Raw genomic sequence first — 19,876 nt, forward strand, 5'->3', positions numbered from 1 at the left:
TCTATGACAATCCTAACAGTAGGATTAGCTTAAAATAAGAACCTAAGATGTACGGTGTGTCGTACGGGCGGTTGCCACTATCTTAGGCTTGCGGTCTGGCTTGACCGTCTGGGAGCAGGAATCCCCGCCTTAGGGCGGGGAGGAAGTCAAGAAAAAATTGCAATAAGGCTGTGGTCAATCAACCATCAACCAATCAAGAGCGGAACTTATGAAGCGAGTTAATATTAAAAAAATCAACCGAGCACGCCTAAGCTGCGTGCTAAGCCTGTCTGTCATCTCCATGATGACAACCTCTGCCCATGCTTTTTTGGTGGATAACAGCCAACAAAAGACGGTCTATATTGGCAAAGGCAATGCCAAAAACATGCAGGCACATACCGTTCAAGAGATACCGAGTGCGACCACAACCGTTCAGCAAACAACCACCACATATCTCAATAATAACACAGCGTACCTCAATAATAACACAGCCCCCACCACCAACACCTACAACCAAGGCTACACGCACACTCAGGTTACCAGAGTGCCCATACCTGCCAGTACGACGACCTCTCAGCCATTTCCCATACAGCCCTATGGACAATCCACAGCTTATGGTACAGGCTACATTGAACAGTTGCCTGTAAATACTCGCTCTGCTGCTGCCATTGTGGTAGATTTACAAACAGGTCAGCCCATCTACCAAAAAAATGCCGACGCCGTGCGTTCTATCGCTTCGGTAACCAAGGTCATGACAGCGATGGTGCTCATGGATGCAGGGCTTGATATGGGTGAGGAGATTGTCATTGAGCCGTCAGACTTTATCGCTGCCAAAAAAGCAAGTTCCAATTTGCGTGCAGGCGATCGCATGAGTCGCAGCGAGTTCATGCTCTTGATGCTTATGAAATCAGAAAACCCCGCCGCCAAAGCCCTTGCTCGTACCTATCCGGGCGGTTATGATAATTTCATCTGGGCGATGAACCAAAAAGCAAAAAGTCTGGGCATGAACAGCACAAGTTACTCAGACCCATCAGGGCTTGACCCACGCAACCGCTCATCAGCGAATGATTTGGTTAAGATGATGCGTGCGGTGAACGCTGATTTACGCTATCAACACTTACGTAATTTCTCAACCGCCCCCAACTATGATTTTTATATAACCAACCACAGCTTAGGTTCACGCACTTACAAGGCTCAAAATACCAGCCGCCTCATCCGTGCAGGCATACATCCCATTGGCATGTCAAAGACAGGCTTTATCCGTGAGGCAGGTTATTGCTATGTCATGGAGACGCACATCAACAACCGTCCTGCCATCGTTGTCTTGCTGGGTGCCAGTGCATCGGAGAATCGTTGGAATGATGCCGAAGACATCCTAACACAGCTTGCTTATCGCCACTAGTTGATGATGCCATGATACCATGATACCAATACAAAGACCTGACCTCGGGTCTTTTTGTTTTGGCATTGCCTTAAAAAAATAGCAATAAAATGGCAATGTTGAGAAATGGTGAAATGTTGTGCTAAAATGACTGACTTTAATATCATCGCATACTAATCTCTTCAAGATTATCCAATAGGAGCTTTTATGAGCATCATTCATCTGTCCGAGCTAGACCCATCAGGCAAAACCGTCCTTATCCGTGAAGACCTAAATGTCCCCATCAAAGACGGCGTCATCACAAGCGATGTTCGCATACAGGCAGCCTTACCGACCATCAAAGCATGCCTTGATAAAGGGGCAGGCGTGATTGTCTGTTCACATTTGGGCAGACCAACCGAGGGGCAGTATGAGAGCAAATACTCATTAGCACCGATTGCCACTTATCTGGCGGATAAGTTGGGCGTAAATGTGGGGTTTTGTGCTGATTATCTGGATGATGGTGTGTCAGTGCAGGCAGGTCATGTATTACTGCTTGAAAACGTGCGTTTTAATGTGGGCGAAAAACAAAACAGCCCCAAACTTGCCAAACAGTACGCCAACTTATGCGACATCTTTGTCATGGATGCCTTTGGCAGTGCTCACCGAGCCCAGGCCTCAACCGAGGGGGTGATTCGTGCTTGTATTGCAGATGGTAAGCCTGTGTGTGCTGGTAACTTACTCACAGCCGAGCTTGATGCACTCTCAAAGGCATTGGACAATCCGGCCCGTCCCGTGCTGTCCATCGTGGGCGGCTCAAAGGTCTCCACCAAACTTGACGTACTAAACAGCCTTGCCACGTTGTGCGATGCCATCTTGGTCGGTGGTGGTATCGCCAACACCTTTTTGGTGGCAGCTGGCAAAAACGTTGGTGCTTCTTTATATGAAGCCAACCTTGTGGACACTGCCCGTACCATCATGACCCAGACCAACATCCTACTGCCCACGCATGTGGTTGTAGCGGACAGCACCCAGATTGACCCCGATGACTTTTTGGGCTCGCTTGCCAGAGCAGACGCTACCATCAGGTCAGTAGATGAGATTGGTGAGAATGAGATGATATTAGACATCGCCCCCCAGTCCGCCGCCGAGCTTAGTAGGCACATCAAAGCCGCCAAAACCATCTTATTTAATGGCCCGGTCGGTGTCTTTGAGGCAGACGCATTTGGGCAAGGCACCGCCATCATCTGTCAAGCAGTGGCGGATAGTGATGGGTTTAGCATCGCAGGCGGTGGTGATACGTTGGCAGCCATAGATAAGTATGGTGTGGCAGATGGTATAGACTATCTGTCCACAGGAGGTGGGGCGTTTTTGGAGTTCGTTCAGGGCAAACCCTTACCCGCCATCGTGGCATTAGACGCATCTTAATGCCATCGTGCTAACCTAGCACCCATGAAGTTCGGTTGGCACCTTTGTTAATTTTTGTTGCATTTTACGGTTTAGCCTTGCCAAATGCTGTCATTCTGCTAAACTATCACTCATCATAGACCGTCGTGTATCATCGATGGCTTTATCATCCACATTCCTTTTTTGGAGAGACATCATGAAAAAGTTGATTTTGACCACATTGGTCGCTGCTTTGGCTCTAACAGCATGCAGCAAAGAGACCACCAATAACGCCGCTGACACTGCCCAGTCCGCCGCCGCCGATACCGCCCATAACGCCCAAGCAGTCGCCGCCGAAGCCGAAGCCGCTGCCAGTGCCACCGCCGATACTGTCTCTGATGCAGCGGACCGTGGCATAGAGAACGCCACCAATACCGCCCAAGCTGCCGCTGACGTCGTCTCTGATGCTGCCAGTGCCACCGCCGATGCTGTTACACCAAACACCGCCACCGCCGAAGCCCAAGCCCCAGAAGACCAAAAATACTAACAGCACCAATCCCCCAAAAGCCCTGAACATTCAGGGCTTTTTTCTGTCTGCTTTATGGTAATGTTGATAAAATGGCGATATTGACAAATCTTATCCAAGCTGACAAAATTTGGCGACAATTTTTGACAGGTCAAAATTTTGTCCATGCCAAAAATTGGCACATTCACCAATCTGTCATCTCAATCTGCCAAAAAATGTCAAAAACCCCCAATGCTGACAAAAATTGTCAGCCCAAGACAGCATACAAATGCCCATGTTACACATTGTTATGAATTTATTGAGCGATGATGGTGAGATTTTGTGCATGTTTTCATCATTGTGCTAAAAATATCCAACAATCTGCTCATTTTTTGAGCAATATTCGCCAAATCCGCCCCCCATCACCCCAAATCTGCCATAAAGTTGGCACAGAGCATGCAACAGTATCAGTGTAAGTTAGCAAGATTAGCAGTACAGTCATCAGACTGCTTTGTTAATCGTTGCAAATAACATCTAATAACTGGGCAATTCTGCCCACCTAACTAAGGAGTTCATTATGAACGCTCAAAAAGGTTTTACCCTGATTGAATTGATGATTGTTATCGCCATTATTGGTATCCTAGCAGCTATCGCATTGCCTGCGTATCAAGACTACACCGCTCGTGCGCAAGCAACCGAAGCCATAAAAGCCACAGCAGGTGTGCAGTCTGACATCGGTGTGTTTGTTGCTGACCAAAACCGCTATCCACAACAAGCAGAAGTAGCAGGGGTTACTAACTTAGCTGGTAAATACTTTTCAGCAGGTAAAGTTACAATAACTGGTGGTGATGCTGCTACTGTTGACACACCAACCACCCCAAGTGTTATTCAAGTGGAGTTTGATTCTGGTGCTAATAAAAGCAAGACAGTTACCTTAACCCCAACTGCTGCAAATGGTCAAATCTCAAAATGGACTTGTGGTGGCACAATCGACTCAGGCCGTCTGCCTAAGAGCTGTCAATAATAAACCAGTAAAATAGTTAACAAAATCCCATAACAAGCCACACCCCTAAAAGGTTATCTAACTTTTGGGGGCGTGGTTTATCATTGTGGGTTTTTTTATGGTTTTTTGATATGAAATATGGTTAAATAATCTGAGAAATGATATACTTCCGCTTTTGATTAATTTATTGACTCATATGGTTTTAGTATGAAAAGCAATCTTAAAGGCTTTACCTTGATTGAACTGATGATGGTGATTGCCATCATTGGCATCTTGGTTGCCATCGCCTTGCCCAGTTATATGAACTATGTCGGGCGCACACAGGTGATAGAGGGTTTTCGCATCACTGATGGTTTGCGTATGGATGTGGCTTCTTGGGTATGGAGTACGCAAGCGTTTCCTGACGCAACAGCCGTGGCAGATACAGGACTCATCGGACAGCCAGCCAGCACCTTGCAAGGCAAATACATTGACGCAGGTGGCGTAACAGTGCAGGCAAACACAGGCGTGATAACCGTAACGTTTAGCCGTGGTAATGTGGCAAATAAAAACTTAACCTTGACCCCATACATCAACACACACAATAATCGCCAGCTAATCGAGTGGCAATGTGGCGGTACAGTAGGTGCTGATAAATTACCAAGCAGTTGTCAATAGAGCTGAAACATATAAAATATGAAGTCATTGCCATTTAGGTATTAAATAGGTGTTAAAACATCATGACATCAGATTCTCTTAATTTTCGCACCAAGGCGTTTGCCACCCATTTGTTATTATCTTTGGTGGTGGCCATCATCAGTCTGTGTGTGGTATTTTTTATTTGGCATCCTGCCCCACTTGCCAAAGCGGTTGGTGTGACTCATATTTTTTTGATGATGCTCGCCATTGATGCGATATTAGGCCCTTTACTTACCTTTACCATTGCCAAACCGAATAAAAAATCACTCAAGTTTGATTTGATGGTGATTGTGTTATTACAAATCAGTGCTTATGTTTATGGCATGTATCACATCTCTGTTAATCGCCCCGTGTATATCGCCTTTGATACCCTATCTTTTGAATTAGTACAGGCAAGTGATGTGCCTGCGTTTAGTTTACAAAAGGCCAGCACAGAATATCATAAATTAGCCTATGGTAGACCCAAATGGGTGGCAGTCAGACCTTATAAAGACGCTGAAGAACAACAACAGCGTATCTTTAATGAAATAGGCAATGGTGTTACACCAAGTATGCAGCCAGATTTGTATGAGCCTTTACAAAACCAATGGCAGACAATCGAAAACCAAAGTCAAAGCTTAACTCAACTAAAACAATACAATGCCATCAATGATGTTAATCATGTGTTAACCAAATATCACAACGCTGATGCGTTTCTACCATTAAAAGCTTATAAACAAAGTATGGTGGTATTGATTGATAAACAACAGCATCAAATCGTGGATATTGTTGATTTACGCCCTTATCATGAAAACCAATAGCACAAAACCCACCAACATGGTGGGTTCTGTGAATGAATGTGAGTAAATTTGATGGGGTTAACTAGTAGTAGTAGCTTACTGACAGCTCTTAGGCAAACGACTCACATCAATACCATCTTTTGCACCAGGTGCACATGTCCATCCTGAGATCTGACCAGTTGTAGTGGCAGTTGGAGTCAAGGTAACTACCTTGCCGTTATTAGCACCAGCATTAAATGTCACTTGAATAACGCTTGGGGTGGTTGGTTTTTTAATTGTATTAGCATCACCACCTGTTATTGTAACACCACCTGGTGCAAAGTATTTACCATCTAAGGCAGCAACCCCTGCAACTTCTGCTGCTTGTGGATAGCGGTTTTGGTCAGCAACAAACACACCGATGTCAGACTGCACACCTGCTGTGGCTTTTATGGCTTCGGTTGCTTGCGCACGAGCGGTGTAGTCTTGATACGCAGGCAATGCGATAGCTGCTAGGATACCAATAAATAAAACAAATTAAAAATTAAATAACGTTACTACTCATGTATGTGTTTATCAAAAGGGCGATTCTGGCGAATCACGGCATGACTGATGGTGAGCAGTTTACGCATGATGGCGATGATGATTTGTTTTTTGGTTTTGCCCTTTTTTTCCATGCGTTTGACGAATTTTTCAAAAGTGGGATAACGACCAAAGCTGACCACAACAGCAGGCATAAAAAGGGCTGAACGCAGCTCTTTTTTTCCGCTAAATCCGATGGCAGACTGTTTGTGAATGCTGATGCCTGATTGGTGATGTCTGGGGGACAGTCCAGCGTAGCTTGCCAGATGTTTGGCACTTTGAAATGACGAGCCATCTCCGATGGTGGCAAGTAGGTATGGCAGTGTCTTTTTACCAATTCCGGGTATGGTGGCAAGTAGGCTGGCACGGTGTTTTAGCTCTGGTGTCTTATCGATGAGTAGCCAAATTTGGTCATCAATTTGTATCATGCTCTCTCTCCAATGACGAATGTTGTCATCGGTGTAGGATTTGACGTAAATGGATTGGGATTCTTGGCGAGTGCGTTCTTTGATGAGTTGTCGTTTGTGGTGATCACGCTGTTTTAGAAGTGCAGTCAGTTTTATTTCATTATTTGATTTGGGTTGCCATGACGGTGGGTTTTCTTTGGTGCCATAGCGTGCCAAAAGAATGGCATCTTGTTTATCTGTTTTGGTGCGTATGCCCAGACTTTTGGCGTAAGCATGAATGTACAAAGGGTTGACAACACTTACTTTATGTTGATGGGAGACCGCCCATTGAGCCAGTTTTTCCCAATAAATCCCTGTGGCCTCAATGATAAGGTGTAAAGATGTGTTATAATAACACGATTGAACCCATCGCATCAACTCTATGAAGCCCTTATGGGTGTTTGTGAATGTATGATGTTGCCAAATGTCATCGACGATAAAACAGGCATCAAATGTGTTTTTGGCGATATCAATCCCAATGTAAGTCTTAGACATAGCAGTAGTATAAAACACCAAACCAGTTTGGCAATGGAGTTCTCCCAACCTAGCTTGCGGGTTTTGCTCCCAGGATACCAAGCGAGTTTTCTCCAATATTGTACAATGCACGTATTATATGGGATTTGACATATAAATGCAAATTTGACGGTAATGACAAATAAAGCCACCCATCATAAGCAAGTGGCTTTATCCATATCCTGCCCATCAAAACAGTACACGCACCTTAATGGTCTGGGGGATGGCACGCAGACGTTCTAGGGCTTTGGCTGAGTCGCTGTCATCAACATCCATGATCAAATAGCCAACATCACCACGGGTCATCATGGACTGGGCGGTGATATTAATGCCAGCATCTGCAAAGGAGGCGTTAACCTGAGAGAGTACGCCTGGTACGTTTTGGTGAATGTGTAACAGGCGATGGCTGTTGTCTGTGAACGCAATGGAGACATTGGGGAAGTTCACCGCACCGGTAGTATCGCCTTGGTCAGAGTAGCGGACGAATTTTTCAGCCACTTCCAGACCGATATTGGCTTGGGCTTCTTGGGTAGAGCCACCAATATGGGGGGTGAGAATGACGTTATCAAAGGCACGCAAGGGCGAGACAAATTCCTCATCTGCCGATTTTGGTTCTTTGGGGAAGACATCAATGGCAGCCCCCAGTATCTTGCCACTTTCTAAGGCGGCCGCTAAGTCATCAATGTTCACACAGCCACCACGAGAGGCATTGATGAAAAATGAGCCATCCTTCATTTTATTAAAATCACGAGAGGTTATCATGTCACGAGTGCCAGGCAGGTCAGGAACGTGCAGGCTTACCACGTCTGCTTTTTCTAGAAGCTCATCGAAGCTACTCACTTGCACGGCATTACCCAGTGGCAGTTTGGTCAGTGTGTCATGATAGATGACTTTCATGCCCAGACTTTCAGCAAGCACTGATAATTGTGAGCCGATAGAACCATAACCGACGATGCCCATGGTTTTACCACGCACTTCATGGCTGTCTGTGGCGGATTTGTTCCAGCCGCCACGATGCACGACCGCATTTTTTTGGGGAATGCCACGCATGAGCATGATGGTTTCAGCCAGTACCAATTCAGCGACCGAGCGGGTATTAGAGTAGGGGGCGTTAAAAACAGGAATGCCCAGCTCCAAGGCGGCATCTAAGTCTACCTGATTGGTGCCGATACAAAAACAACCGATACAGACAAGTTTTTCGGCAGATTCTAACACTTTGCGACTAAGATGGGTGCGTGAGCGGATACCGATAAAGTGGGCATCTTTGATTTTTTCAATGAGTTCATCTTCATCAAGGGCAGTTTTGATGTACTCAATGTTGGTATAACCAGCTTCGTTTAGCACGTTTAGGGCGTTGTCATGGACGCCCTCTAAGAGCAAAAAGCGGATTTTGTCTTTGTTAAGAGATAGGTTCATGAAAAATCCTTATAAATCCTTATCAAAATAAAGGTTGGTTTGGCAAAGCCATATTTATACACTCATTTGGTGGATTTTGCAAAGGGTTTTGGGGGTTTTTTGTAACTTAGGCGGTTGTAATTAGGCTTGTGCTTGGACCAAGACATCATGATTATCAACTTAACGATGATGGATGTTAAAGAGATTTTGAAAAATACACATGCTAACAATGTGTGTAAATGTTGGGTGTCGGTAAATTTTTGTTTTAAATTAAAAAACCATGACGTAACCATAACATAACCATGATATACATGATATAATAGTACTCTTAGATTAGAATTTTACTAAAACATGTGCTATAATCTGCCACTTTTAAATTTCTCCAAAATTATTGCCGTGCAAGCGGTTCAATCTTGCATTAAATATTGCACGATTGCTCTTGCAAAACTGGTGTGTGATGAGTGAGTAACTTCAAATTCATTGAACCACACGCCAACCATCATGACCTTGTCAAGCCCATTTAATGGGTTTGAAATGCCATCATCAAAAGTCATCAAGTGGTTATGAATGCCTGATGAGTTGGATGATGTATACATAGGTTTTTCTTTCAACCCTTATCTGAGATGGTAATCCGATATGAGCGTTCACACCCCTGTAACTCCCCCACAAAATGCAACCAATGACTACTATTTGACCCGTCAAAATCAGATGGAGTCTAATGTCAGAAGCTACCCCAGAAAACTCCCCCTAGCCATCGCCAAAGCCCAAGGCTGTTGGGTAACCGATGTGGAGGGTAATGAGTATCTTGACTGTTTGGCAGGTGCTGGCACATTGGCATTAGGTCATAATCATCCTGCGACCATAAACGCCATCAAGGATGTGTTAGACAGCGGTTTGCCATTGCATACCCTTGATATCACCACGCCGATTAAAGATGCGTTTACCGAAAAACTGTTGTCATTTTTCCCCAAGGATTTTGTCTTGCAGTTTTGTGGCCCGACAGGGGCAGATGGTACAGAAGCTGCCATTAAACTTGCCAAAACTTATACAGGGCGTGATAATGTCATCGCATTTAGCGGTGGTTATCATGGCATGACACATGGTGCTCTTGCCATGACAGGCAACTTATCCGCCAAACAAAAAGTTGGCAATCTCATGGCAGGCGTGCAGTTTTTGCCTTATCCACATGAGTATCGTTGTCCATTGGGGCTAGGCGGTGAGGCTGGTGTGGATGCTTTGACTTATTATTTTGAAAACTTCATTGAAGATGTTGAAAGTGGCGTGGTCAAGCCTGCCGCTGTCATTTTAGAGGCCATCCAAGGCGAGGGTGGTGTCGTTCCTGCTCCCAAAAAATGGCTTCAAAAGGTGCGTGAAGTTACCGCCCGCCACGACATTGTGCTTATCTTAGATGAGGTACAAGCAGGATTTGCCCGCTCTGGTAAGATGTTCGCCTTTGAGCATGCTGAGATTATCCCTGATGTGGTCGTCATGTCAAAAGCGGTGGGCGGTGGTCTGCCCCTTGCCGTGCTTGCCATTAACAAAAAATTTGATGCATGGTCGCCAGCAGGACACACAGGCACATTCCGTGGCAATCAGCTTGCCATGGCAGCAGGCTATAATGTATTAACCCAAATCAGCCAAAACAATTTGGCAGACAATGCACGCATTCAAGGCGAGTTTTTGCGTACAGAACTCCAAAAAATCGCGAGCCAGTACCCTTGTATCGGTCATGTGCGTGGGTGTGGTCTGATGATGGGTATTGAGATTGTGGATGAACGCCAAGAAGCTGACCACATGGGTTCATATCCTGCCGACGGTGAGCTTGCCGCCGCCATCCAAAAAGCCTGTTTTGATAATAAACTGCTGTTGGAGCGTGGTGGTCGTGGCGGTACGGTCGTGCGTCTTTTGTGTCCGATTACCATTACTCGTGAAGAGTGTGAACAGGTCATTGAACGCTTTGGTAAAGCGGTAGAGCAAGCGGTCAAAGCGGTACGTGGGTGATTTGTCCTGTAAGACAAAAGGCGTTCAGAGATGTACGCCTTTTGTCTTTACTATTGTTTAAATTTTGGTTAAAATTGAGAAAAAATTAAAATTAAGGAAAATTTTATGACCAGTCCAAAATTCCCCGAATGTATCTATCTTGGTGAATTTCATTCACCAACTTACGGTAATCCGCCTGCTTATCTGCCTGCCATACAGGGTGGATTTTGCCTACATTATCAAACAGGTGAAGAGGTTTTTGCCAACCATCAAATAGAAAACACTGTTTTATGTTTGATAGAAGAGATGCCCGCCCAGTTGGTGAGGGTGCATATCATTGACTTTGCCAATCGCCCCAACTTTTTGCATTTGGCACAATTAAAACAGCACAACATTTGCCATTTTTATTTAAACGAACACGCTTCCACCCAAGCCTTTAATGAATTGGAAGCCACCATACAAACACGCTATCACACTTTATTTGATGGTAACGACAGTCATCTTGACCACTATAATGCCCGCAGTTTATGCCCAGAACCCTACCACATTTTAATCATCAATACCGACTATTTTCCCAATAACAGTCTATCTGCTAAACGCCTAAGCGATTTTATCAGTTCGGCATACAGTGCTGGTATCTATGTTATTGCTCTACACAATTGTGATAAAGCTATATAATCACACGAAAACAGCCTAAAAACTTTATTGGATATTTTGCCAAAAGTGCAAATTTTGGATAATTTTAGTCGTTTATCAGTTAGTGAAGATGCTTTGCCTATACAACAAATGGTACAGTTTGATTTTCGTTTTAGTCCTGCTGACATTAACCAAACTAAAATCATTCAAGCCCTATCTGCACAATTTACCAAGCAAGATAATGATGTTCAGGATTTTTTGCACATCAAAATTGGCACACAGCCAAACGGCTCGGACGCTTATTTATCGCTAGGGCGAGCCAGTATGAATTATGGTGCGATGTTGCTTGGTATACCAGACTCTGGCAAATCCACTTTGATGAACAACATCATTATGCAAATTGGCAAGTATTACCACGCAGGGCAAATTCGTCTGTATCTATTGGATTTTAAAGGGGTAGAATTTAACCAATTTAAAAATCACCCCAATGTAGAAAAAATCTTTTTAGAAGCCAATGCCCAAACTGTCGGCTTGTCTTTGTTAGAAAGTTTGCGAGATGATGTAGAAAAAAGACGGAAACTGTTTTTGTCCCAAAATATTAATGATATTTATGCTTATAACAAAAAAATCCCCAGAATCCATTACATTATGTTGTCATTATGATTGATGAATTTCATCGTCTATTTAAAGGCAATTTTACCCATCAAGAAAAGGTAAATGATGTCTTGGAAGAAATCGTTAGAGAATGGCGTGCATTTGGTTTTTCCTTATTTTTGTCTACACAGACTTTAAAAGATGTTAATTTTCGTGGCTCAGTCAAAGACCAAATCGGTCTTAGAATGACATATCGTGTTAATAGCGATATGGCATTGGGTTTTGATATTTTTGCTTCATACAACACCAAAACCATTTTGGGATTACAGCAATATCAAATCCTAATGCAAACAGGCGACAGCACCATTACTGCATTGGTAGATAAGCCAGTAGAGATTAACACCACATTGGAGCAAATTCGCCTAAGTCGCCCACTTCATTTGCAGGTGCAAGCACAGGTTATTCAAAGTGGGGAGGCAAATATCCAGACTGCCCAAATGCCACAAAAAACAGATGCCGACCAACCGATAGAGTCTATCAAAGTAGAAAATCCCAATGACAAGCATTTTGCACAGCTGGATAATGCGATTGCCAAAGCACAGCAAAAACTAGCGAAACTGAATGCTGATGACGATGATGATGTCCCAAATTGGTGTTAATGGAGAATGATGATGAGACAAAAATTTGACAGTTATGACGATTATCGTCAGGCAATTGATGGTGTGATAAATCGCTTGATAGGTGAGTTAGCTCGTGAACAGGAAGCTCGTGAACAGGAAGCTCGTGAACAGGAAAAATTACGAAGTGAATTATTAAAAATCATTGCTTGGGCGGATAAAAACAATATACCACAGGATAGGTTGCCAAGAGATACAGAAGAGTTATGCAATTTAGATACTTTGTATTTGAATAGTTTGGGACTTACCCACTTACCTGACAGCATTGGTAAGCTTAGTCAATTAACAAAGCTTTATGTTTACAATAACCAACTTACCCACTTACCTGATAGCATTGGTAAGCTTAGTCAATTAACAAGGCTTGATGTTAGCCTTAACAAACTCACCCACTTACCTGATAGCATTGGTAAGCTTAGTCAATTAACAAGGCTTGATGTTAGCCTTAACAAACTCACTCACTTACCTGACAGCATTGGTAAGCTTAGTCAATTAACAGAGCTTTATGTTAGCGATAACCAACTTACCCACCTACCTGATTGGATTGGTAAGCTTAGTCAATTAACAAAGCTTTATGTTTACAGTAACCAACTCACCCACCTACCTGACAGCATTGGCAACCTAACTAATTTAAGAGAATTAAAGATACATGATAATCCATTGGTTGTTAGATATAATCTTGATGGTGAGACTGTATATACCAATGACATTATTAATAAGATAAAGGCATTTGAATCAAAGAGGGAAGAAGAAGAAAATGCTAAAATCATCAACCGTATCAAACGCTTTTTCTCATAATCTTTGGAGTGTATAATGTCATTCAAAGATAAACTTTGGCGAATATATACAGGCGATTATAGTGATATTGGCTATCCGCTTGGAGAAAACTGGGCAAAGCAAGGTAAACCAAGAAATTCTTGGGGTTTTTCTTATGTATTTCATAAAAATTTTATTAACCAATTTTGGCAAGCCAACTATTCCAACCAAACCTTAAAAGATAGTTTTTATCGAGGTTATGACAATCAGCAACTTGCAAAAACCATTACCAACACCCAAAAATCCACCTCCCCCTTAATTCCACAAGGAGTAACGATGAGTAATTTAGAACGCTATGACCGCATTTTGGTCGGGTTACGGACCGCTAGGGATAATATCAAGCTCAATATCAGGCAATTAGGTGATACTTTGAGCGACTATTCAAATCAGATTGAAGCGATGAAAAGCTCTGGATTTTTGGAGGATTATGCCGATAAGCTCAAAGCCTATAATGGCTTAAAAATGCGTATTGACGGCTTGCAAAATTTTTTAACTCAAATCAATGCAAAGATTGGTGATATTGAAAATTCTATATTGGAACTGCGTGCAGATGCAAATAAAGAAGTGTAAGTTGAGTTTTATTCGAATAAATAGATTAGGAGTGTTTTATGGCAAATTTGGCAGATCAGTTAGGCTGGTGTATCACCAGTAAAGACCATTTAAAAAATCTTTCTGATGCAATCAGCATTTCACAAAGCAATCTTGAAAATATTATTTTAGCATTGCAACATACTGGTTTTTCTGAATATAATCAATGGTTATTGCCTTTGAAAGAGCAATTTGATAATGGGGCGACTGAAACACAAACTTTTATCAACAATCGCCATATCAAGTATTTGGACGATAGGGTTAAGTTTATCAGTAAAAAATTAGATGAGTTAAATTAAGGTGGTTTTGTGAGAGTGTGCTATTTGTGCTAAAAATCTTAAATGTGCATCAGTTAGATTCAAAGTTGAGTGATGTATGGTTAGAGATGGGCGGTTTTGCTATTGTGTGCTTACCTTGTGAGATGTTTGTGCTATAATAGAAAGATAATTCTTATTTTTAGAGAGATCTTCTCGATGACAACCCTATCCAAACACAAACAAGCCCTATTTTGCAATGACGATAAGTCCATCGCCGACTACGAAAGTGCAATGAATCAAGCCGTCCAAGCGGTAAAATCATGGCTACAAGATGATAAAATGTATACGGGTGGCAGTATCAGCCAATTGCGTTCACAGATTGCTTTTAACCCAACCAAAGACGGCTTAGGCATTGATGGGGCGTTAGAGCGTGCGATAAATCTGTTTTTAAACAACAGCCTAAAAGTACATCATCCGCATTCGCTTGCCCATTTGCATTGCCCAACCATGGTAATATCACAAATCGCCGAGATACTCATTAACGCCACCAACCAATCAATGGACTCATGGGACCAGTCGCCAGCAGGCTCGCTCATGGAGGTTTTGCTCATTGACTGGTTACGCCAAAAAGTGGGCTATGGGGCAGGGCAGGCAGGCGTGTTCACATCAGGCGGTACGCAGTCTAACCTGATGGGCGTGCTTTTGGCTCGTGATTGGTGTATTGCCAAACATTATACCGATAAAGACGGCAAACCGTGGTCGGTACAGCGTGATGGTATCCCCCCTGATGCCATGCAAAATGTCAAAGTACTGTGCTCCCAAAATGCCCATTTTAGCGTACAAAAAAACATGGCGATGATGGGCATGGGTTTTGCTTCGGTTGTAAGCGTCCCTGTCAATGACAACGCCCAAATGGATACCCAAGCCTTAGCCGATATCATGGCAGACTTGCACGCCAAGGGTAACATCGTGGCGTGTGTTGTGGCAACGGCAGGGACAACCGATGCAGGAGCGATTGATGATTTAAAAGGCATTGCCAAGCTGTGCGATGACTTTGGGGCGTGGCTACACGTGGATGCTGCATGGGGCGGGGCGTTATTACTGTCTAATGATTATCGTTCTATGCTGGACGGCATTGAATTGACCGATTCGGTGACACTGGATTTTCATAAGCACTATTTTCAAAGCATCTCTTGTGGGGCATTTTTGCTAAAAGATGAGACAAATTACCGCTTTATGCACTATGAGGCGGAGTATCTCAATTCTGCTTATGATGAAGAGCATGGCGTGCCAAATCTGGTCTCAAAATCCTTGCAGACCACTCGCCGATTTGATGCCTTAAAGCTGTGGCTGACGGTAGAGGCGTTAGGCGAGGAGTTATACGGCTCTATGATTGACCATGGGGTAAACTTAACAAAACAAGTGGCGGATTATATTCGTCATGCTGATGGGCTAGAATTGCTCGTTGAACCGCAGTTTGCATCTGTGCTGTTTCGTGTCGTGCCAAAGGGTTATCCTGATGAGTATTTGGACAGCCTAAACCAAAATGTGGCAGATGAGTTATTTGCCCGAGGGGAAGCGAACATTGGCGTAACTCGTGTCATTGACAGCCGTCAAGATGTGCAGTCGTTAAAGATGACGACACTTAGCCCCATCGCTACACTTGAAAATGTGCAAGCCCTGCTATCGCAAGTGCTGGCAGAAGCCGAGCGTATCAAAGATGATATTAAAAATGGTACTTATACACCGCCGATTGATTGATTTTTGATTGAATTAAACGACAAAAAACCGATTAAGTGAATTAATCGGTTTTTTTGTTTGGTTTTGGCTTATTTTACATCTTCATCCAACACTGTCTCTTCGGTTGATTTCCAGTTATAAGCACCGTAGAGAATCATTTGCATTTGGCGAGTGCAATGCAACAGCATGGCTTCTTTGGCTTGTTCTAAATCGCTATCAACAGGCTTGGCCTCTTCATCGTCTTCAAGCTCTGGGGCATAAGTCAAATCCAGCCAATCAATAATCCATGAAAAACTTAGGTTTACCCCAATCTCGGCAAGTAAATAACGGTCGCTGGCACTGACATGTTCAAATGATGGTTGTAATGCCAAATCTTCGCTCATGAGCTTGGCAAAGGTTTTTATTTGTTCACTGATGGCACGGCGAACCGCCTCCGAACCCCCAAAACGTTCAGAAGCGATGAACTGCCAATAACGTGGCTGAGTATCAACGGCCTTAAAAAACAGCTGAACGCTTTTGGCGATTTGGCGTTCAAAGGTGCGTTTTTTGCCAAATTGCATGTGTTCACGCAGTGTGGCCAAAGCATCACCGAGTTCATTTTCTACCAGTGACTTGCCAAGCTCTTCCATGTCATCAAAATGACGATAAAAAGCGGTCGGTACCACGCCCACCTCACGGGTAACCTGACGTAGGCTGATGGAGCTAAACCCTTGACCCATCATACATAGGTCAAGCACGGCATTGTAGAAGGCTTGACGGGTTTGGCGTTTTTTCTCTTCACGAGTTAGAATTTTGGCTTCTTTGGTTTGATCGGTTGTACTCATAAGGCACCTTGATAAATGATGGATAAAGATGGATAACATGCAAATAAAAATGACCAAAATCCCAAATGGCGTAGATTTTGGTGAATTGTTGTTCATTATGTATTATGTAGAAAAATTTTAAAAATTGCAAGGTTTTTGGCGTAAATGAATGTCAATAAGCCAAATCAGTAATTTTTAACGTCAGTGTATATTATAATACATTTATTATAACACATTTTTTTGATTAAAAAAGTGCGTCAGGACGCTGATGACCCCATCATGATGACTGTCAGCATGCAGTTTGGCAGTTGTGTGGGCAAGTTTGGCGATTTGTTCGTTAGGATTTGCCAGCACCGCCAAAGCATGACGAGCGATGTTATTGGCATTGGCGTCATCTTGGATAAGCTCTGGTACAACCGCCTGCCCTGTTTGGTTGTGGGATAGGATGTTGGGCAGGGCGACATGGGGGGTTTTGATGAGTCGTTTGGCGATGGCGTAGGTTAGGACATTGACTTTATATACCACGACCATGGGGCGGTGCAGTAGCAGAGCTTCTAGGGTTGCCGTGCCTGATGCTAAGATGGTAAGTTTGCAAGCGTTCATCACGTTTTGGGACAGTGAAAGTGTGGTTGGCAGTTTCATCGCTTGGTCATCTTTGGCGTGATGAATATTGCTGGCGATGTTGCTTGCGGTTTGGGTGAATATGATGTGGCATTTATCCAGCAGATGTACCGCTTGCTCTTTGATGAGCGATTTGACTAAATGGGCGTGTTCGTGGCTTATCACAGGCAGGATAAAACTGTGGTCTCCTGCTTGGTTTAGCTTATCCATCGCCCCTATCAGCATGGGTAAAATGGCGTTAATCTCACTGGTGCGAGAGCCTGCCATGATACAGATGGGGCGAGTGTTGCTCTTTTGCAGGTGAGCGAGTTCAGGAAATAGGGGAGTATAATCCCTTAAAAACTCATCATAAATCTTAGCATGCGACCGCTCATCAGGGCGTATCTTGTCAAGCAAGGGATGACCTACGCACACCGCAGGGTGTTGATGTTTGTCATATATTGCTGTCTCAAAGGGAAACAGGCACAGCACCAAATCAGTTGCCGACTTGATGCCAAAAATCCGACTCTCACGCCATGCCCACACACTGGGATTAACGTATTGCACACAAAAAACGGGCTTGATGATGGATTTTTGTTTTAAACTCTTAGCAAGGCGTAAATTAAAATCAGGAGCATCAATGCCTATAAAGATATCAATGCCAATGGACAAAAACTCATCCAAAATCTCTTTTTTGGCAAGCAGTAAATCAGGCAAATGCTTAACCACCTCACCGATGCCCATGACCGATAGGCGGTTCATGTCAATAAGAGAGTCAAGCCCTGCCTTGCTCATCATCTCACCGCCCACACCAATCCAGCGAACATTAGGGCAGATGGCATTCATCTTTGTCATAAAATCAGCCCCCAAGGCATCGCCCGATACCTCCCCTGCGACGATACCAATGGTTAAGGGCTTATCAGTGGGCAAGGCGGATAAGTCAAAAGAAGAGATGGTTTGAGTCATGGTGTTTGGGTTTTATGGTTGATTTTGGTTGATGTGGTAAATCTGTGTTATCACGTTTTTTAAAATGTAAAGTGTAAAATTTTAACATACAAATCACGTCAAAAGGGCGACCATCCTAACAAATTAACGTTGTAAATATTGTATTTTACCTGCCACACCGTCCCATTTTTCATGTTCAGGTAGGGCGTCTTTTTTCTCGGTGATGTTTGCCCATTCGTTGGCGAGTTCTTCGTTGATTTGGATGAACGCTTCTTGACCTGCTGGTACTTCATCTTCTGAAAAAATGGCGTTGGCAGGGCATTCAGGTTCACACAAAGCACAGTCAATACACTCATCAGGATTGATGACCAAGAAATTTGGCCCCTCATAAAAGCAATCCACAGGGCAGACCTCAACGCAGTCGGTGTATTTGCAAAGAATGCAGTTATCAGTTACTACAAATGTCATGGCGATACCTTAGTTGTGTTTGGTTGTGATAAAATGGTTTGGCTTGACGAGACTTTTTGGGCAGTTGTCCCCATGATGAGCTGATAAATGGTCATAAAAATAAGATTACCAAAATGTCCCATCAAAATAACACGACGACAAAATTGGTGTATATTTTATACTTTTTGGCAAATTTTCTCAAACCAAAGCAGGTGATTTATGAGACCAAAATACAAAATCTTTATTAAAAAATGCCAAAAAGTTGTAAATAGTAAAAGTGATTATTATTACAATGGCTAAAATGGGTGGTAAGTAAAGCAAATGGTAAAGTAGATAAACAGTAATGAGAATGGCGTTAATGCTTGTCATTTTTTGATGGATTTTGATGGCGGTTTTGTCAAAAAAGCAAGGAGAGACCTTGCTTTATGTTTTAAATCAATGTTTTAAACCAATGCTTTAATCAAATCGTTGTGTCTGTTCTGTCTTGTTTGTCTTGCTGAATGTCTTCTTGTTTAGACTGGCTCTGTTGTTGGGTTTGTTGTTGATTTTGCTGTTGCTGTGCTTCTTTGGCAATTTTGTGGCAACGTTCAATGTGGTCAAAGGCAATTCTGGTAAAAATCATATAACCTACCGTACCTGCGACGATTTGACCGCCTAGGGGGACATATTTGGCGACTTGTTTGCCAATCATACGACCGCCAAAGCCTTGTACAGTTTTATTAACAATACCACGAGTAGCAACCAATCCGCCCACACGAAGCACTTTTTCTTTGATATTTTTTTCACGAGCCAAAGCGGTGTCTTTGTCTTCTAGACCAAAACGTTCGGTGATTTGGGGTAAAAGTTTTCTTAGCATGCCAACATCAACCGCCACATCTAAAAAAGGAATGGGAACAATGGCAACGCCTGCTGAGACTTTGGCACGAGATTTGGCAAGTTCTTTGCATTCACGTTCTATCTTGTCTAGGTCAAGTCCACTGACATCCTTGACAACCAATGTGTCTGTACTAAGTTCGCTAAAATTCATGATAAGCTCCAAAATGTAATAAAAAAGACTGATAATAAAACAAATCATACCACAGCCTGTATGATTGCATTGTAATAAAGTTGCTAACAAAATGTATCAGTATGTAAATTTATATTCATGATTTGGGACAAGTTTTTGACTTTGGGCAAGTTTTGGCAAAACTG

22 protein-coding genes are annotated in these 19,876 nt (G+C 43.2%); 14 read left to right on the forward strand and 8 right to left on the reverse strand.

The annotated features are described in order from the left end of the window. Positions 1 to 208 precede the first annotated feature (208 nt). From A7456_RS04700 to tfpZ, 6 genes are all read left to right on the forward strand, one after another. Positions 209 to 1,381, forward strand: coding sequence for a D-alanyl-D-alanine carboxypeptidase family protein (locus A7456_RS04700; RefSeq protein ID WP_067008118.1), 1,173 nt, complete (start codon positions 209 to 211; stop codon positions 1,379 to 1,381). A 186-nt stretch (positions 1,382 to 1,567) separates the two neighbouring features. Next, a complete protein-coding gene (locus A7456_RS04705; protein ID WP_067008121.1) occupies positions 1,568 to 2,767 on the forward strand; it encodes a phosphoglycerate kinase in 1,200 nt (399 codons plus the stop codon). 175 nt (positions 2,768 to 2,942) lie between these two features. Next, the gene (locus A7456_RS04710) at positions 2,943 to 3,272 is read left to right on the forward strand and encodes a membrane lipoprotein lipid attachment site-containing protein (protein ID WP_066893581.1); all 330 of its coding nucleotides are present in this window, start codon (positions 2,943 to 2,945) and stop codon (positions 3,270 to 3,272) included. Between the two features lie 535 nt (positions 3,273 to 3,807). Next, a complete protein-coding gene (locus tag A7456_RS04715) occupies positions 3,808 to 4,254 on the forward strand; it encodes a pilin (protein ID WP_067008124.1) in 447 nt (148 codons plus the stop codon). A 186-nt stretch (positions 4,255 to 4,440) separates the two neighbouring features. Continuing rightward, on the forward strand, positions 4,441 to 4,890 hold the full coding sequence (locus tag A7456_RS04720; RefSeq protein WP_067008128.1) for a pilin: 450 nt from the start codon (positions 4,441 to 4,443) through the stop codon (positions 4,888 to 4,890). Between the two features lie 62 nt (positions 4,891 to 4,952). Continuing rightward, on the forward strand, positions 4,953 to 5,711 hold the full coding sequence (gene tfpZ, locus A7456_RS04725; protein ID WP_067008131.1) for a TfpX/TfpZ family type IV pilin accessory protein: 759 nt from the start codon (positions 4,953 to 4,955) through the stop codon (positions 5,709 to 5,711). A gap of 75 nt (positions 5,712 to 5,786) precedes the next feature. Here the strand turns inward: tfpZ and A7456_RS04730 are convergent, their stop codons facing one another. From A7456_RS04730 to A7456_RS04750, 4 genes are all read right to left on the reverse strand, one after another. After that, positions 5,787 to 6,170, reverse strand: coding sequence for a pilin (locus A7456_RS04730; protein ID WP_320158679.1), 384 nt, complete (start codon positions 6,168 to 6,170; stop codon positions 5,787 to 5,789). Between the two features lie 56 nt (positions 6,171 to 6,226). After that, the gene (locus A7456_RS04735; protein ID WP_067008136.1) at positions 6,227 to 7,192 is read right to left on the reverse strand and encodes an IS110 family RNA-guided transposase; all 966 of its coding nucleotides are present in this window, start codon (positions 7,190 to 7,192) and stop codon (positions 6,227 to 6,229) included. A gap of 207 nt (positions 7,193 to 7,399) precedes the next feature. Continuing rightward, on the reverse strand, positions 7,400 to 8,626 hold the full coding sequence (gene serA, locus A7456_RS04740) for a phosphoglycerate dehydrogenase (RefSeq protein ID WP_067008137.1): 1,227 nt from the start codon (positions 8,624 to 8,626) through the stop codon (positions 7,400 to 7,402). A gap of 386 nt (positions 8,627 to 9,012) precedes the next feature. Then, positions 9,013 to 9,201, reverse strand: coding sequence for a hypothetical protein (locus tag A7456_RS04750; protein ID WP_067008142.1), 189 nt, complete (start codon positions 9,199 to 9,201; stop codon positions 9,013 to 9,015). A gap of 40 nt (positions 9,202 to 9,241) precedes the next feature. Between A7456_RS04750 and A7456_RS04755 the strand changes: the two genes are divergently transcribed. The 8 genes from A7456_RS04755 to A7456_RS04790 all read left to right on the forward strand — a co-directional run bounded on the left by A7456_RS04755 (position 9,242) and on the right by A7456_RS04790 (position 15,911). Then, positions 9,242 to 10,606, forward strand: a complete 1,365-nt coding sequence (locus A7456_RS04755; RefSeq protein ID WP_067008145.1) for a diaminobutyrate--2-oxoglutarate transaminase — start codon at positions 9,242 to 9,244, stop codon at positions 10,604 to 10,606. A gap of 105 nt (positions 10,607 to 10,711) precedes the next feature. Continuing rightward, a complete protein-coding gene (locus tag A7456_RS04760) occupies positions 10,712 to 11,263 on the forward strand; it encodes a hypothetical protein (protein WP_067008149.1) in 552 nt (183 codons plus the stop codon). Positions 11,264 to 11,317: 54 nt separating this feature from the next. Next, a complete protein-coding gene (locus A7456_RS04765) occupies positions 11,318 to 11,884 on the forward strand; it encodes an FtsK/SpoIIIE domain-containing protein (protein ID WP_145916062.1) in 567 nt (188 codons plus the stop codon). Beyond that, positions 11,881 to 12,474, forward strand: coding sequence for a hypothetical protein (locus A7456_RS04770; RefSeq protein WP_067008155.1), 594 nt, complete (start codon positions 11,881 to 11,883; stop codon positions 12,472 to 12,474). Before A7456_RS04765 ends, A7456_RS04770 begins: the two co-directional genes overlap by 4 nt. Before the next feature lie 12 nt (positions 12,475 to 12,486). Continuing rightward, positions 12,487 to 13,287 carry a leucine-rich repeat domain-containing protein gene (locus tag A7456_RS04775; RefSeq protein WP_067008158.1) on the forward strand — a complete coding sequence of 267 codons (801 nt, stop codon included), beginning with the start codon at positions 12,487 to 12,489 and terminating at the stop codon, positions 13,285 to 13,287. Between the two features lie 15 nt (positions 13,288 to 13,302). Then, entirely contained in the window at positions 13,303 to 13,875 is a 573-nt protein-coding gene (locus A7456_RS04780) for a hypothetical protein (protein ID WP_067008160.1), read from the forward strand. A gap of 38 nt (positions 13,876 to 13,913) precedes the next feature. Beyond that, positions 13,914 to 14,192: a hypothetical protein gene (locus tag A7456_RS04785; protein ID WP_067008163.1), complete on the forward strand. Its 279-nt coding sequence runs from the start codon at positions 13,914 to 13,916 to the stop codon at positions 14,190 to 14,192. A gap of 174 nt (positions 14,193 to 14,366) precedes the next feature. Next, positions 14,367 to 15,911 (forward strand): pyridoxal phosphate-dependent decarboxylase family protein, encoded by a 1,545-nt coding sequence (locus A7456_RS04790; protein ID WP_067008166.1) that lies wholly within the window; start codon positions 14,367 to 14,369, stop codon positions 15,909 to 15,911. Between the two features lie 68 nt (positions 15,912 to 15,979). On the opposite strand, the gene A7456_RS04795 is transcribed toward A7456_RS04790, so the two are convergent. The 4 genes from A7456_RS04795 to A7456_RS04810 all read right to left on the reverse strand — a co-directional run bounded on the left by A7456_RS04795 (position 15,980) and on the right by A7456_RS04810 (position 19,712). Next, positions 15,980 to 16,714, reverse strand: coding sequence for a TetR family transcriptional regulator (locus tag A7456_RS04795; RefSeq protein WP_066888906.1), 735 nt, complete (start codon positions 16,712 to 16,714; stop codon positions 15,980 to 15,982). A gap of 204 nt (positions 16,715 to 16,918) precedes the next feature. Continuing rightward, positions 16,919 to 18,259 (reverse strand): lipid-A-disaccharide synthase, encoded by a 1,341-nt coding sequence (lpxB, locus tag A7456_RS04800; protein ID WP_067008169.1) that lies wholly within the window; start codon positions 18,257 to 18,259, stop codon positions 16,919 to 16,921. A 123-nt stretch (positions 18,260 to 18,382) separates the two neighbouring features. Then, positions 18,383 to 18,706 (reverse strand): ferredoxin FdxA, encoded by a 324-nt coding sequence (fdxA, locus tag A7456_RS04805; protein ID WP_066888902.1) that lies wholly within the window; start codon positions 18,704 to 18,706, stop codon positions 18,383 to 18,385. 439 nt (positions 18,707 to 19,145) lie between these two features. After that, entirely contained in the window at positions 19,146 to 19,712 is a 567-nt protein-coding gene (locus A7456_RS04810; RefSeq protein ID WP_227713289.1) for a hypothetical protein, read from the reverse strand. Positions 19,713 to 19,876: the final 164 nt, after the last annotated feature.

This window comes from Moraxella nonliquefaciens (assembly GCF_001679005.1).
GTDB lineage: Bacteria > Pseudomonadota > Gammaproteobacteria > Pseudomonadales > Moraxellaceae > Moraxella > Moraxella nonliquefaciens.

Bases quoted from the DNA above. Each gene is read 5' to 3' on its own strand.
- A7456_RS04700 (WP_067008118.1), top strand. From the start codon at position 209: ATGAAGCGAGTTAATATTAAAAAAATCAACCGAGCACGCCTAAGCTGC.
- A7456_RS04705 (WP_067008121.1), top strand. From the start codon at position 1,568: ATGAGCATCATTCATCTGTCCGAGCTAGACCCATCAGGCAAAACCGTC.
- A7456_RS04710 (WP_066893581.1), top strand. From the start codon at position 2,943: ATGAAAAAGTTGATTTTGACCACATTGGTCGCTGCTTTGGCTCTAACA.
- A7456_RS04715 (WP_067008124.1), top strand. From the start codon at position 3,808: ATGAACGCTCAAAAAGGTTTTACCCTGATTGAATTGATGATTGTTATC.
- A7456_RS04720 (WP_067008128.1), top strand. From the start codon at position 4,441: ATGAAAAGCAATCTTAAAGGCTTTACCTTGATTGAACTGATGATGGTG.
- tfpZ (WP_067008131.1), top strand. From the start codon at position 4,953: ATGACATCAGATTCTCTTAATTTTCGCACCAAGGCGTTTGCCACCCAT.
- A7456_RS04735 (WP_067008136.1), bottom strand. From the start codon at position 7,192: ATGTCTAAGACTTACATTGGGATTGATATCGCCAAAAACACATTTGAT.
- serA (WP_067008137.1), bottom strand. From the start codon at position 8,626: ATGAACCTATCTCTTAACAAAGACAAAATCCGCTTTTTGCTCTTAGAG.
- A7456_RS04750 (WP_067008142.1), bottom strand. From the start codon at position 9,201: ATGTATACATCATCCAACTCATCAGGCATTCATAACCACTTGATGACT.
- A7456_RS04755 (WP_067008145.1), top strand. From the start codon at position 9,242: ATGAGCGTTCACACCCCTGTAACTCCCCCACAAAATGCAACCAATGAC.
- A7456_RS04760 (WP_067008149.1), top strand. From the start codon at position 10,712: ATGACCAGTCCAAAATTCCCCGAATGTATCTATCTTGGTGAATTTCAT.
- A7456_RS04770 (WP_067008155.1), top strand. From the start codon at position 11,881: ATGATTGATGAATTTCATCGTCTATTTAAAGGCAATTTTACCCATCAA.
- A7456_RS04775 (WP_067008158.1), top strand. From the start codon at position 12,487: ATGAGACAAAAATTTGACAGTTATGACGATTATCGTCAGGCAATTGAT.
- A7456_RS04780 (WP_067008160.1), top strand. From the start codon at position 13,303: ATGTCATTCAAAGATAAACTTTGGCGAATATATACAGGCGATTATAGT.
- A7456_RS04785 (WP_067008163.1), top strand. From the start codon at position 13,914: ATGGCAAATTTGGCAGATCAGTTAGGCTGGTGTATCACCAGTAAAGAC.
- A7456_RS04790 (WP_067008166.1), top strand. From the start codon at position 14,367: ATGACAACCCTATCCAAACACAAACAAGCCCTATTTTGCAATGACGAT.
- A7456_RS04795 (WP_066888906.1), bottom strand. From the start codon at position 16,714: ATGAGTACAACCGATCAAACCAAAGAAGCCAAAATTCTAACTCGTGAA.
- lpxB (WP_067008169.1), bottom strand. From the start codon at position 18,259: ATGACTCAAACCATCTCTTCTTTTGACTTATCCGCCTTGCCCACTGAT.
- fdxA (WP_066888902.1), bottom strand. From the start codon at position 18,706: ATGACATTTGTAGTAACTGATAACTGCATTCTTTGCAAATACACCGAC.
- A7456_RS04810 (WP_227713289.1), bottom strand. From the start codon at position 19,712: ATGAATTTTAGCGAACTTAGTACAGACACATTGGTTGTCAAGGATGTC.